Origin of the sequence: Haloplanus sp. C73 (genome assembly GCF_051195115.1) — an archaeon.
Lineage (GTDB): Archaea > Halobacteriota > Halobacteria > Halobacteriales > Haloferacaceae > Haloplanus.
On the sequence record NZ_JBNTJZ010000005.1, the window covers coordinates 143943 to 156336 of the forward strand.

The following is a 12394-nucleotide window of genomic DNA, read 5'->3' on the forward strand; positions in this document are numbered from 1 at the left end:
TTGTCGCCGAAGAAAACCTGAGTATAGTTTAACTCTGTTTCTGTGGAATGTGGCTAATCGTCATCGTTATGACTGACGGAACGCAGGAGCGACTATGAGGCGGATAACGATTCTGGCGGTCGTCGGGCTTCTGTTGCTGGCGCCGGTCGTTCCTGCGGTGGCGTCGAGCGTCGTCACGGGGAACCCGGAGCTACAGTACAGCGTCGCCGACGACACGTTTCAGGCGAACGAGCGAGCGACTCTGAGCGTCGTCGCGAGCAACGATGGCAACATCGAAGACGGGGGAATTGGGCGGTTCGAAGACCAAGTGCAGACGGCCCGGAGCGTCCAGATGGACATCCGCGAGGGACAACTCGATTCGACCATCGACGTGAAGACGGGGACGGTGACGGCGGGGAGCATCGGGCCGGGCGGCACCGCCCGGTTCGATTTCAACCTCGAAATCGGTGACGCCGAACCCGGAACCTACACCGTGCCGGTCGAAGTGACGTACCGACACGCGAGCGCCGTCATCTACGACGAGACACCGTCGGGGCCGGCCGAAATCGAGTACGTCTGGACCGAGCGCACCAAGACCGTCGACCTGACGATTCACATCGACGAGCGCGCCGAGTTCGACGTCGTCTCTGAGGGGACGAACCGGCTGTTCAGCGGCGACACGGGGTCGCTCGCGTTCACCATCAAGAACACGGGGACACAGACGGCGCGGAACGCGTCGGTACAGCTATCCTCGGGCGGCGAGGGCGTCTTCTTCGGGTCGCCGTCGGCTCCCTCGCGGGAGACGAGCGTGTTCGTGCAGTCGCTCGCCCCGAACGAGACGCGCCGAGTGTCGGTACAGGTCGGCGCGACCAGCGACGTCTCGCCCGGTGAGTATCCGGTCGACGCCGTCGTCTCGTACCGGGACGAGAACGACATCGGCCAGCAGTCGGACACGCTGACGACGGGCGTCGAGGTCCGGGGCGAGCGAACCTTCGCCTTGGAGGACCTCTCGACGTCGAACTTCCGCGTCGACGAGTCGGAGGCGACCATCTCGGGCCGCGTCGTCAACACGGGACCGGCCCCCGCGCGGAACGTCGTCGTCCGGATGCGGAACCACGGCTCGGTGTCGCCGACGAACGGTGAGGCCGCAGTCGGCACGCTGGCACCCGGCGAGTCCGCGCAGGTGTCGTTCACCGCGGTCATCCCGAGCGAGGCCGAACCCGGGTCGAACTCCGTCGGCTTCGACGTGGAGTACGAGAACGCAGACGGCGACGTGCGGACGACGTCGAACCCGATTCGCAAGACAGTCGCCATCGAACCCGAACGCGACCGGTTCGAAGTGACGAACATCTCGACGACGGTGACCCCCGGCGGCACCGCCCAACTCAGCGCCGAGGTGCAGTACGTGGGCGACGACCCAATCTCTGCCGTCAACGCTCGCCTGTTCACGAGCGACCCGCTGTCGACGTCCGACGACGGGGCCTACCTCGGCCAGATGGAGCCGGGTGAGACGGACACCGCGACCTTCCGAATCAGCGCGACGAGCGATGCGCTTCCGAAGGAGTACGCCTCGTCTATCGAGGTGCGCTACGACGAAACCGACGGCGACACGGAGTTCACCGACGGCATGTCCATCGGCGTCTCGGTGAACGAACCCGAAGGGGGGCCGCCGGTCGTGCCCATCGTCGTCGCGGTGGTGCTCGTCCTCGTAATCGGTGGCGGTATCTGGTATCGCCGGCGATGACGGCGGAAGCGAGTCGTACGGGGCGACCGACTGCAAGCGGTGAGCGGGAGGTGAACTGATGGGGACGCTCAGACGAGTGTTTCGCTCGGTCGGCCACGAGATTCAGGCCCACCCCTTCGCCACCCTCTTGCTCGCGCTGGTGTTGCTTTTCGCCGCGCTGGGCGGCGCCGCCCAGATTACGAGCGTCACGGGCGACCAAGCGTTCACCGCCGAGAACCCGACGCTGGAGCGGTTCGACGACGCTTTCGACCGCGGCTCTATCTCGGTGTTGCTCCGGGGTGAGACGACGAACCCGGCGACGCTCAGGGCGATTGCGAGATTCGACGACCGGATGTCGAGCGTCGAGGACGTGGCCTACGTCTCCAGCCCGGCCGACCAAGTCCGGGCCGAGTACGGGCGCATTCCCGACTCGCAGGCGAAAATAGAGCGGGTAGTCGGCTCGCCCGACGTGACGTTCATTCAGGTGGTGTTCGAGCCGGGACTCACCCAGCCCGAGGAGCGACCCATCTACACCGAGGCGCTGGACGCCAAGGAGTGGTCGCGCTTCCCCGCGGGCGTCGACGTAATCATCACCGGCTCGGCCGCCTTCTCCGCGCAACTCTCGGAGCTCATCGGCCAGAGCACGAACCAGTTGCTCGGGCTCGCGGTGGGGCTGATGATAGTCGCGCTCTTTTTCCTCTTCAGGGGTGTGCGCCTGCGTCTGCTCCCCATCGTGGCGGTGTTTACCGGCGTCATCTACACGTTCGGCGCGATTGGCTACGCGGGCGTTCCGAACTCGACGCTGACGAGTTCGGTCTTCCCCATCCTCATCGGCCTCGGCATCGACTACTCGGTGCAGTTCCACGAGCGCTACGAGGAGGAACTGGAGTCGGCGCCGCCCCGAACGGCGCTCCCGCGGGCGCTCTCGGGCATCGGGCCGCCGGTGTTCATCGCGATGCTCGCCGCGGCGCTCGGCTTCGGCGCGACGTGGATATCGACCATCGGGTCGCCCGCGTTCGTCTGGTTCGCCCAGACGTCCATCTTCGGCGTCCTGTTGACGTTCTTGGCGGGCATCATCGTCTTGCTCCCCATCCTGACGCTGTACGCGCGGTTCAGGCGACGGGGGCTCGGCGAACTCGGAAGCCACGAAGTCGAGGCCGAAACTGGCGAGACTGAAACGGACGCAGACGCGTCGGCGGCCGACACCAATCCAGACCCGGCCGAATCTGACCGCGTCGGCACGGTCGGCCGAGCGCTCGGTCGCGGGTCGCGGACGCTCGCCGCCAACCCCGGCATCGTGTTGCTCGTCGCGCTGTTGCTGATGGGCGCGGGGGTTCAGGCCGGGCAGGGCCTCGATACGCTGGCCGACACCGAGGAGTTCGTCCCGCAGGACCTGCCGGCGTACGTCGACCTCCAGCAGTTCCGCTCCGTGACCGGTGGCGGCAGCGCCGTCCAGTACGACGTCCTCGTCACCGGCGAGGGGCTCAAAGAGCCGGAGGTGTTGCGCTGGATGCAGCGGTTCGAGGGGGTCGCCACCGGAGCACCCCTGATTCAGGGCGTCGACTCGCCGGCGACGCTCGTCGCCGAACACAACGGCGGCGAGATACCCGAGACGAGAGGGGGCGTCGAGCGCGTCCTCGACGACGTGCCCGAACAGGAGCGCGCCCGGTACTACAACGACGGCGCGGCCCACATCACCGTCATCGGGGCACAGGACATGACCACCGGCGAGACGCTGTCGTTCATCTCGAACGTCCGCGAGTCGATTCGATTCAGCAACCCGCCGCCGGGCGTCGACGCGACGCTGACGGGGTCCGCGGTCATCTCGACGCCCTCTATCGTCGACCAAATCGAGAACCGGAACACGACGACGGGGCTGGGCGTGCTGTTCGTCTTCGGCCTCCTGTTGGCGTACTACCGGAACCTCGTGAAAGCGATTGCGCCGCTGGTGCCGATGCTGTTCGTCATCGGCTGGCAGAACCTCTACATGGCGGCGCTCAACATCCCCGTCTCGCCGCTGGGGGCGTCGCTCGGCGCGATGACCGTCGGTATCGGCGCCGAGTACACCATCATCGTGATGGAGCGGTACTACGAGGAGAAAGCGCGGACAGGCGTGAGCAAACTCGATGCGGTGGAGACGGCGGCAACCCGCGTCGGCAAGGCCATCTCCGTCTCGGGCATGACCACCGTGTTCGGGTTCTCGGCGCTGACACTGTCGCCGTTCCCCATCCTCGCGGACTTCGGCTACCTGACCGTCGGCGTCATCTTCCTGACGCTGGTGGCGGCGCTCGCGACGCTCCCGCCGACGCTCATCGTCCTCGACACGGCGTCGGAGCGGGTGCAGGCGTTCCTCGACGGCCGCGCCGAGACGCCCGCGCGCACCTGAAGGTGGTCGAGCCACGAGGCTTATGCCTCTCAGCGACCGAGTATCGGTGTGAGCCAGACGACGCTCCGTATCGACCCCCACGTCCACTCGGCGGCCTCCTACGACGGCCACGACCCCGCCGAACTCCTGTTGGAGCAGGCGGCAGAGATTGGCCTCGACGGAATCGTCGTCACCGACCACGACGTGATTCACGAATCGCTCCGGGCGGCGGAACTCGCGCCGGAGTACGGCCTCGTCGGCATTCCGGGCGTGGAGGTGTCGACGGCGGTGGGCCACCTGCTCGCCATCGGCGTCCGCGAGATGCCGCCGCGGCGCGCACCGCTCGACGAGACGGTGGCGTGGGTGCGCGACCACGGCGGCCTCGCCGTCGTCCCCCACCCGTTCCAGCGGAGTCGACACGGCGTCCCCCGCCGCCATCTCGTAGACTGCGACGCAATCGAGGTGTTCAACTCGTGGCTGTTCACGGGCTTTCGGAACCGGCGGGCGCGGCGCTTCGCCGAAGAGCACGACTACCCGGCGCTCGCCGCCAGCGACGCCCACTCCGTCCCACACGTGGGGCGGGCGTTCACGGAACTCGTCGTCGACGACGCGCGCGACGACCTCGACGGCGACCGAGTGCTCGACGCGATGCGTTCGGGCAACACGCGGATGCGCGGGCGGAGCCAGCCCATCGCCACGTCGGCCCATCACTACGCCATCGGCTCGGCGCGCAAGAGCGGCTACTACGCGAAGGCCGGGGCATTCAAGGGACAGGCCGCGGCACGGGCGGGCGTCCTCCGAGGGGCGCAACTCTTGGCGCGGTTGTCGCCGCGATAGCAGGGCCGTCCGACGTTTTTTGTAGTGGTATGCTAACGGGTAGGCATGGCGAGCAGAATTCGAGCCCTCCTGACGCGAATCGCACGGTCGTACGTGCTGTTCGTCGTCATCGGAGTCGTCGTCGGGCTGGCGGTGGCGCCGGTGGCGTGGGACGCAACCTCGACCGAGGGGACCGTCGCAGTCGTCCCCGTCTCCGGCACTATCGACGGCGCGACTGCCGCCGGCGTGTCGTCGATGCTCCAGCAAGCCCGCGCCGACCCGGACGTGAAAGCAGTCGTATTGCTCGTAAACAGCGGGGGTGGTGGCGCCGCCGCCAGCGAGGAGTTGTATCTCCAGACCAAACGCACCGCGAACGAGATGCCGCTCGTCACGAGCGTCGACGCCTCGGCGGCCTCGGGCGCGTACTACACGATTGCGCCGAGCGACCACATCTACACCAAGCCGGCGTCGACCGTCGGGAGCGTCGGCGTCCTCGCGACGACGCCACAGGAACTCGAACCGACGGGCGTCGTCTCGACGACGGGACCGAACAAACTGACCGGCGGTGACGAACGGGAGTTCAACTACATCCTCGAATCACTGGGGAACGCCTTCATCAGCGCCGTGTTCGAACAGCGGGGCGACGAACTGTCGCTCTCGCGAACCGAAGTCGAACAGGCGCGTCTCTACAGCGGGACGCAGGCCGTCCAGAACGGCATGGCCGACTCCATCGGCGGGCGACAGGCCGCCGTCGAACACGCGGCGAACGAGGCAGACCTCGACAACTACGACGTGCGAGTGATGCGCCCCGGCGGCACCACGCGCTTCCTCTCGCGGTCGAACTACGTCGCCTCGACGGCGCCGAACAAGACGATGGTGTCTGCGTCGTATCTCTACGGCGAGACGCCCACGGAGCCGGTGTTCCTCATGGTCCCGGCGGCGTACGTCGACCCGGCGGCGAACGACTCGGCTGGCGGCGGGGCAACGGCGAACGCCTCGGCTGAACCAGCCCTGACGGCGACGAGTGAAACGGAGGTCAGCCATGCTGCGTGAACTGGGGACGCGACTCGTCGTCCTCGTTCTGACCGCGGCCGTCGTCGTCGCGGTGGTGACCGGCGCGCCGCTACTACTCCAGAGTGACGGCGGCGACGACGAGTCGCTCCAGAACCCCGAGTACGACCCCGACACCATCGCCACCGACCCCATCGACGCGACGGGGACGGTCGAGCCGAACCCCGACCCCGCGGCCGACGCCAGCGGGACGATTCTCATCGACCGCGGTCACTCCAATCGCTTCTCGCGGGCGGATATCGAACCGCTCGTGGACGCGCTGGTCGGCGCGGGCTATCACGTCGAGTTCTACACCGACGGCGACTTGGCGACGCATCTCGAAGACGCGGACGCCTTCCTCGTCATCGACCCCGGGACGGAGTACCTGCCCGGAGATATCAGCGACGTGCGCCAGTTCACGGGCAATGGCGGCCGGCTCGTGATGGTCGGCGAACCGGACCGGACGACGGTCAGCGCCACGCTCGTCGGCACCAGCGTCCAGAATCAGGAGAGCCGACTCACGACCCTCGCCTCCAGCTACCAGATGAGCATCGAGACGCAGTATCTCTACAATCAGGAACACGCCGACGGGACGTTCAAGCACGTCCTCGTCCGTCCGACGGGCGCCGGTAACGTCGAGAACGTCGACCGCGCGGCGATGTACACGGCGGCGGCCGTCAGCGCCCGCGACGGAACCGTTCTACTCCGGAGCGCCCCGAACACGCACAAGTCGGGGAGCGACGACGTGACCGGCGAGTACGGCGTGGCGGTGCGTCGCGGAAACACCCTGTTGCTCGGGGACAAGACGTTCATGCGCGGCGACCGCTACCGCGTCGCCGACAACGAGGACCTGCTTGCCTACGTGGCCGAGTTCATGATTGAGGGCGACTATCAGGCGCCCGGCGGGTCGTCGACAGGGGCGGACGAGGACGACGGAAACAACGCGACGGCCCGTCTGTCACGGGACAGGGTTATCACGTCGGACCGCCAGATGAGCGTATGAGCAACCCAACTGCGACGCTGCACACGACACACGGCGACATCACGGTCGAACTGTTCGCGGACCGGGCGCCGACGACAGTCGAGAACTTCATCAATCTCGCCGAACACGACCCGGCGGCGAACGACGACCCCGCACCCGAGACGACGACGTGGGAGGACCCCGACTCGGGCGAGACGCGCGGTGACGCGCTCTATGCCGACATCCCCTTCCATCGCATCATCCACGACTTCATGATTCAGGGCGGGGACCCGACCGGAACCGGGCGCGGCGGCCCCGGCTACACCTTCGACGACGAGTTCCACCCCGACCTCCGACACGACAAGGCGGGGATGCTCTCGATGGCCAACCGCGGCCCGGACACCAACGGCTCGCAGTTTTTCATCACGCTGGACGCCCAGCCCCACCTCGACGATAGCCACGCCGTCTTCGGCGAAGTCGTCGACGGCATGGACGTCGTCGAAGAACTCGGGTCGGTGAAGACGGACACGGACGACCAGCCGCTCGACGACGTTCGGCTCGAATCCGTCGATGTGGACCGCTGAGGCGGCGGGAGGGAACGCGTGAGCGGAGAGGTCGAGACGTCGCTCGACGCGTTCCGCGCCGCGGCCGCGGACGCAACACCCGAGGCGCGCGTGCCAATCGAGGTGTCGTTCGAGGCGGACCCGTTCGACGCCTATCGACGTGCCCGACGCGGTGCGCCGTCGGTCTTCCTCGAAACGTCCGGCGGCCAGCCCGGCTGGGGCTATTTCGGCGTCGACCCCGACGCGGTTCACGAGGTGGGCGCGGACGAGTCGCCGGGCGTCCTCGACACGATACGGGAGTTGACGGCCGGGGAGTCGCTGGCGCGTGGCGACTGCGAGATACCCTACCCCGGCGGCTTCTTCGGGTGGCTGTCGTACGACACGGTCAGAGAAATCGAAGCCCTGCCGTCGACCACCGTCGACGACCGGGGGCTACCGCGGCTCCAACTCGCCCGCTACACGTGTCTCGTGGCGTGGGAGGCGGGCGAGTCGACGCTCCGTGCCGTCGCGACGCCGCGAGTCGGTGACGACCCCGAGGCGGCGTACGAGCGGGGCGTGAAACGGGCACGGGAACTCGCCGATGCCGCGACGACGGGCGACCCCTCGGTCGGCGACCCGCCCGTGTCGGGGCCGGTGAGTTTCGAGAGTTCCTGTGACCGGGCGGCGTACGGTGACCGCGTCCGGCGGGTGCAGGAGTACATCCGCGACGGCGACACGTTTCAGGCGAACATCTCGCATCGGCTGACCGCGCCCGCGGCGGTCCACCCGGTCGACGTCTTCGCCGCGCTCCGGACGGTGAATCCGGCGCCGTACTCCGGACTGCTGGAGTTCCCCGGAGTCGACCTCGTGAGCGCGAGCCCGGAACTCCTCCTCGAACGCGACGGCGACTTCCTGCGGACGGAGCCGATTGCGGGGACGCGGCCGCGGGGTGCGGACGACGCCGAGGACCGGCGGCTCGAAGCCGACCTACAGAGCGACGAGAAAGAGCGCGCGGAACACGCCATGCTGGTCGACCTCGAACGCAACGACCTCGGGAAGGTGAGCGAGTACGGCTCGGTCACGGTCGACGAGTACCGCCGCGTCGACCGCTACTCCGAGGTGTTTCACCTCGTCTCCTCGGTGACGGGTGACCTCGCAGCGGAGTACGACCTCGCCGACGCCATCGGCGCGACGTTCCCCGGCGGGACGATTACCGGCGCACCCAAGCCGCGGACGATGGAGATAATCGACGAGGTCGAACAGCGCCGGCGCGGCCCGTACACGGGCAGTATGGCGATTATCGGCTTCGACGGGCGCGCGACGCTCAACATCATCATCCGGACGCTGGTGCGGCACGGCGACGAGTACCACCTCCGGGTGGGCGGGGGCGTCGTCCACGACTCGGACCCCGACCGGGAGTACGACGAGACGCTGGCGAAGGCGCGAGCGCTCGTCACCGCCGTCGACACCGCGCTCGACGACGACCAAGAGATGGAGGTGGGGGAGTGACGCGAGTGCTCGTCGTCGACAACTACGACTCCTTCGCGTACAACCTCGTCCAGTACGTGGGCGAGGCGGCCGACGAGGTACTCGTCCGCCGGAACGACGCCGTCGACCTCGCGGATATCGACGCGCTCGACCCGGACGGCATCGTCGTCTCGCCGGGGCCGGGGACGCCCGAGGACGCGGGCGTGTCGATGCCTGTCTTCGCCGAGCGCGAGTATCCGACGCTGGGCGTCTGTCTCGGCCACCAAGCGCTGTGTGCGGTCCACGGCGCGACGGTCGGGCACGCGCCCGAAGTCGTCCACGGTAAGCGGTCGACTATTCGCCACGACGGACAGGGCGTGTTCGCCGGGCTACCCGACCGGTTCGAAGTGGGGCGCTATCACTCGCTGGCGGTCGAGCGCGGCGACGTACCCGACAGCCTCGTCGAGACGGCGTGGACGGACGACGACCGTGGCATCGTGATGGGCGTTCGCCACCGGGAGCAACCTCACATCGGCGTGCAGTTCCACCCCGAGAGCATCCTGACGGACGGCGGCAAACGACTCATCCGCAACTTCTTGGACCTATGCAGTACCACGTGAACGGTCGGCTGGTCGACGCGAGCGAGGCGACGGTCAGCGTCGAGGACCGCGGCTTCCTCTACGGCGACGCCGCCTTCGAGACGTGTCGCGCCTACGGCGGCGACGTCTTCGAGTGGGCGGCCCACCGCGACCGACTCGAACGCACCTGCGAGACGCTGGGGATGGCCGAGGCCGTGCCCGAAGATATGCACGACCGAATCGCGGCGACGCTCGACGCGAACGGCCTCGACGACGCGTACGTCCGCGCGTCGGTGACCCGCGGCGTCCAACCGGGGAAGCTGACCCCCGCCGAGGACGTCGACCCGTCGGTCGTCGTCATCGTCAAACCGCTTCCCCGAGGGGGTGTCGACGGCGAATCGGTGTGGGAAGCCCCCGCCACCGTGCGGACGGTCGAACGCCGGCGGATTCCCGAGTCGGCGATGCCGGCAGAGGCCAAGACACACAACTACCTCGACGGGATTCTGGCTCGACTCGAACTCCGGGGGACCGACGCCGACGAGGCGCTCGTCCGGGACGTCGACGGCGCCGTCGCGGAGGGCGCGACGAGCAACGTCTTCTTCGTCGACGACGGGATACTCCGGACGCCGTCGCTCGCGGGGCCGATTCTGCCGGGCGTGACGCGAGCGGTCGTCCTCGAACTCGCCGCCGACCTCGGGATTCCGGTCGAGACGGGGACCTACGGGGTGAGCGCGGTCCGGAGCGCCGACGAGGCGTTCCTGACGAACACGACGTGGGAACTGCGCCCGATAGCGACAGTCGACGGGGTTTCCGTCGGCGGCGGGCCGATAACGGACCGTCTCGCGGCGGCGTTCGACCGGCGAGTCGAGTCGCAGTACACCAGTTAGCCGGGCGGTCGTCGACTACGCCGCCCCCGGTGTCGACGCCGCGAGGCGGCGACCGGACGACGAGCGTGAGTTCCCCGACCGAAAGCCACTTGCGGAGGTGCGGGAAACGGGCAGTCGGGCGAGGGTGGCCGAGCCAGGCCAAAGGCGGCGGGCTTAAGACCCGCTCTCGAAGGAGTTCGGGGGTTCGAATCCCCTCCCTCGCACTGTCTCCGAACGAACGTGAGGAGCAGTGCGTCCAGGATTCGAACCGGAAAGTGGAGCGAGCGAACGCGAGCGAAACGACCGTGGTGAGAATCCCCTCCCTCGCACTGTCTCCGAACGTGCAGAGCGTGCCGAGAAGAAACTGCTGTGCATAGAACGAATCGCGAGCCGGTGGCTCGGTAGTGTACTGACAAAGCGAAAAGCGAGCGTACGGGGAAAGAGGGTCCGTACGTTCGCTTGCCGCCCTGAATTGGTCCCCGCTGACGCTTCGGCCCTCCAGACGAAGCGTCACATGGTACGAACGGGGGAAGGAACTTAACGTTGCCGCCGGCGGCAGGATGAGTGGGATGCCGAAACCGCGACCCAACGCGAGGGGCTTTTGGCCGCGCACCCCCTGATGGGAGTATGAGCGAGACAGCCGGCAGAGCCGCCCGTGCGTTCCGCAGCCACGATTCCTTCGAGCGGATTGACGACGGTCGCTTCGCGTCGACGACGACCACCTTCGACGCGACGGTCGAAGCGGAGGAAGTCGAGGGCCGCATCGACTACACGGTACAGATTCGCGTGCCCACGCTCTCGGCGGCCGTCGACGGCGACGTCGCCGACGTCGTTGAGGAGGGATGGGTCGAGACGTTCGAACTCCGCGTCGCCGACGCCGACGGCGTCGTTCGCGGCGACCACGACTTCGACCCGCGGGTCGAGGTTCGAGACGGGAAGGTGGTCGCCGAGTTCACGTTCACCGACATCAACGAGCAGCGGGGCGTCGACGACGCGGCGGCAATCGTCGACTACGTCGAGGGGACGTACGTGCAGGGAATCATCCCGGGCTACGAGTACGTCGACCCGGTCGCGGGACTGCTCGACCAAGCGCGACGGGCCGGCCAGTAAGCCGACAGCGAAAAGCCGGTGGAGCGTCTTCCTCCGGCATGGCGACGATTCTGGATGTCGCGCTGATGGCCGCCGTCTTCGCGGTCAACACGCTTCTCGCGGCGGTGTTGACCCGATTTCTCCGCCTCCAACTCGCGACGCGCTGGGGGAGTGCCGTCTACGTCGGGTTCTTGGTCCCCGTCGTTCTCGTCGTGACGACCATCGTGTCGTTCAGCCTCGGCGTGGGCATCGACCTCGGTAGCGCGGCCGCCGTCCTCGGCCTGATGGTCGCGCTCCCGATGGCGCTCGGGGTGAGCATCGACGTGCTGTACCTGCCGTCTCCGGCGGAGTACGACCTCCCGGACACCTAGAGACGCTCGACGGCGTCGAAGACGTCGTCGAGGACGGCTTCCCGGGTCCGTGTGGCGTCGATGCGGACGAACCGATCCGGCTCCGCTTCGATGAGTCGCTCGTACTGTTCGCGGACGGTCCGGAGGTAGTCGGCGCGCTCGAACTTGTTCGTCTCGCCGCTTCGCTCCGCCGCCGTCTCGGGGTCGATATCGAAATACAGCGTCGCGTCGGGCGCCCGCGAGAAGGGTTCGTGAAGGTCGTGGATGTAGTCGAAGGGGTCGTCGATGGGGGAGTCGGCGAGCGTCGCGGCCTGATACGCGATTCGCGAGTCGGAGTAGCGGTCGGAGACGACGAGCGACCCGTCTTCGAGCGCCGGGCGCACGACACGCGAGAGGTGGTCGGCGTGGTCGGCGGTGTAGAGAAACAGTTCGGCCAGCGGGTCGGCGTCCTCGTCGTCGACGGAGCGGTAGACGGCGTCGCCGTACCACGAATCGGTGGGTTCGCGAGTGAACACGGCGGATGGATAGCGGTCACGAAGCGCCCGCCAAGCCGTCGTCTTGCCGCTGCCGTCGAGTCCCTCCAGCGTGAGGAGCATAGCCGGAGTTGC

12 protein-coding genes and 1 tRNA gene are annotated in these 12394 nt (G+C 67.8%); 12 read left to right on the plus strand and 1 reads right to left on the minus strand.

What is annotated here, in order from left to right:
- Positions 1–94: 94 nt before the first annotated feature.
- From ACQUSQ_RS10620 to ACQUSQ_RS10675, 12 genes are all read left to right on the plus strand, one after another.
- Complete coding sequence (locus ACQUSQ_RS10620; RefSeq protein ID WP_435068984.1) at positions 95–1723, plus strand: COG1361 S-layer family protein; 1629 nt, start codon at positions 95–97, stop codon at positions 1721–1723.
- 58 nt (positions 1724–1781) lie between these two features.
- Positions 1782–4088 carry an efflux RND transporter permease subunit gene (locus tag ACQUSQ_RS10625; protein ID WP_435068986.1) on the plus strand — a complete coding sequence of 769 codons (2307 nt, stop codon included), beginning with the start codon at positions 1782–1784 and terminating at the stop codon, positions 4086–4088.
- 48 nt (positions 4089–4136) lie between these two features.
- The gene (locus ACQUSQ_RS10630; RefSeq protein ID WP_435068988.1) at positions 4137–4904 is read left to right on the plus strand and encodes a CehA/McbA family metallohydrolase; all 768 of its coding nucleotides are present in this window, start codon (positions 4137–4139) and stop codon (positions 4902–4904) included.
- A 45-nt stretch (positions 4905–4949) separates the two neighbouring features.
- On the plus strand, positions 4950–5936 hold the full coding sequence (locus ACQUSQ_RS10635) for a S49 family peptidase (RefSeq protein ID WP_435068990.1): 987 nt from the start codon (positions 4950–4952) through the stop codon (positions 5934–5936).
- Positions 5926–6936, plus strand: a complete 1011-nt coding sequence (locus tag ACQUSQ_RS10640; protein WP_435068993.1) for a hypothetical protein — start codon at positions 5926–5928, stop codon at positions 6934–6936. The genes ACQUSQ_RS10635 and ACQUSQ_RS10640 overlap by 11 nt, the downstream gene beginning before the upstream one ends.
- Complete coding sequence (locus tag ACQUSQ_RS10645) at positions 6933–7478, plus strand: peptidylprolyl isomerase (RefSeq protein ID WP_435068995.1); 546 nt, start codon at positions 6933–6935, stop codon at positions 7476–7478. The genes ACQUSQ_RS10640 and ACQUSQ_RS10645 overlap by 4 nt, the downstream gene beginning before the upstream one ends.
- Before the next feature lie 18 nt (positions 7479–7496).
- Entirely contained in the window at positions 7497–8945 is a 1449-nt protein-coding gene (pabB, locus tag ACQUSQ_RS10650) for an aminodeoxychorismate synthase, component I (RefSeq protein ID WP_435068997.1), read from the plus strand.
- On the plus strand, positions 8942–9523 hold the full coding sequence (locus ACQUSQ_RS10655) for an anthranilate synthase component II (RefSeq protein ID WP_435068999.1): 582 nt from the start codon (positions 8942–8944) through the stop codon (positions 9521–9523). Before pabB ends, ACQUSQ_RS10655 begins: the two co-directional genes overlap by 4 nt.
- The gene (locus tag ACQUSQ_RS10660) at positions 9508–10368 is read left to right on the plus strand and encodes an aminotransferase class IV (RefSeq protein ID WP_435069000.1); all 861 of its coding nucleotides are present in this window, start codon (positions 9508–9510) and stop codon (positions 10366–10368) included. The genes ACQUSQ_RS10655 and ACQUSQ_RS10660 overlap by 16 nt, the downstream gene beginning before the upstream one ends.
- A 118-nt stretch (positions 10369–10486) precedes the next feature.
- Positions 10487–10571, plus strand: a tRNA-Leu gene (locus ACQUSQ_RS10665).
- Between the two features lie 403 nt (positions 10572–10974).
- The gene (locus ACQUSQ_RS10670) at positions 10975–11457 is read left to right on the plus strand and encodes a DUF5813 family protein (protein WP_435069001.1); all 483 of its coding nucleotides are present in this window, start codon (positions 10975–10977) and stop codon (positions 11455–11457) included.
- Between the two features lie 38 nt (positions 11458–11495).
- Positions 11496–11807: a hypothetical protein gene (locus ACQUSQ_RS10675; protein ID WP_435069003.1), complete on the plus strand. Its 312-nt coding sequence runs from the start codon at positions 11496–11498 to the stop codon at positions 11805–11807.
- Here the strand turns inward: ACQUSQ_RS10675 and tmk are convergent.
- Positions 11804–12382: a dTMP kinase gene (gene tmk / locus ACQUSQ_RS10680; RefSeq protein WP_435069004.1), complete on the minus strand. Its 579-nt coding sequence runs from the start codon at positions 12380–12382 to the stop codon at positions 11804–11806. The two genes, ACQUSQ_RS10675 and tmk, sit on opposite strands and share 4 nt — an antisense overlap.
- Positions 12383–12394 lie beyond the last annotated feature (12 nt).

Excerpts from the sequence above, each read along its gene's own strand:
- ACQUSQ_RS10635 (WP_435068990.1), top strand. The coding sequence starts at position 4,950 with ATGGCGAGCAGAATTCGAGCCCTCCTGACGCGAATCGCACGGTCGTAC.
- ACQUSQ_RS10670 (WP_435069001.1), top strand. The coding sequence starts at position 10,975 with ATGAGCGAGACAGCCGGCAGAGCCGCCCGTGCGTTCCGCAGCCACGAT.
- ACQUSQ_RS10645 (WP_435068995.1), top strand. The coding sequence starts at position 6,933 with ATGAGCAACCCAACTGCGACGCTGCACACGACACACGGCGACATCACG.
- ACQUSQ_RS10675 (WP_435069003.1), top strand. The coding sequence starts at position 11,496 with ATGGCGACGATTCTGGATGTCGCGCTGATGGCCGCCGTCTTCGCGGTC.
- ACQUSQ_RS10620 (WP_435068984.1), top strand. The coding sequence starts at position 95 with ATGAGGCGGATAACGATTCTGGCGGTCGTCGGGCTTCTGTTGCTGGCG.
- ACQUSQ_RS10625 (WP_435068986.1), top strand. The coding sequence starts at position 1,782 with ATGGGGACGCTCAGACGAGTGTTTCGCTCGGTCGGCCACGAGATTCAG.
- tmk (WP_435069004.1), bottom strand. The coding sequence starts at position 12,382 with ATGCTCCTCACGCTGGAGGGACTCGACGGCAGCGGCAAGACGACGGCT.
- ACQUSQ_RS10640 (WP_435068993.1), top strand. The coding sequence starts at position 5,926 with ATGCTGCGTGAACTGGGGACGCGACTCGTCGTCCTCGTTCTGACCGCG.
- ACQUSQ_RS10660 (WP_435069000.1), top strand. The coding sequence starts at position 9,508 with ATGCAGTACCACGTGAACGGTCGGCTGGTCGACGCGAGCGAGGCGACG.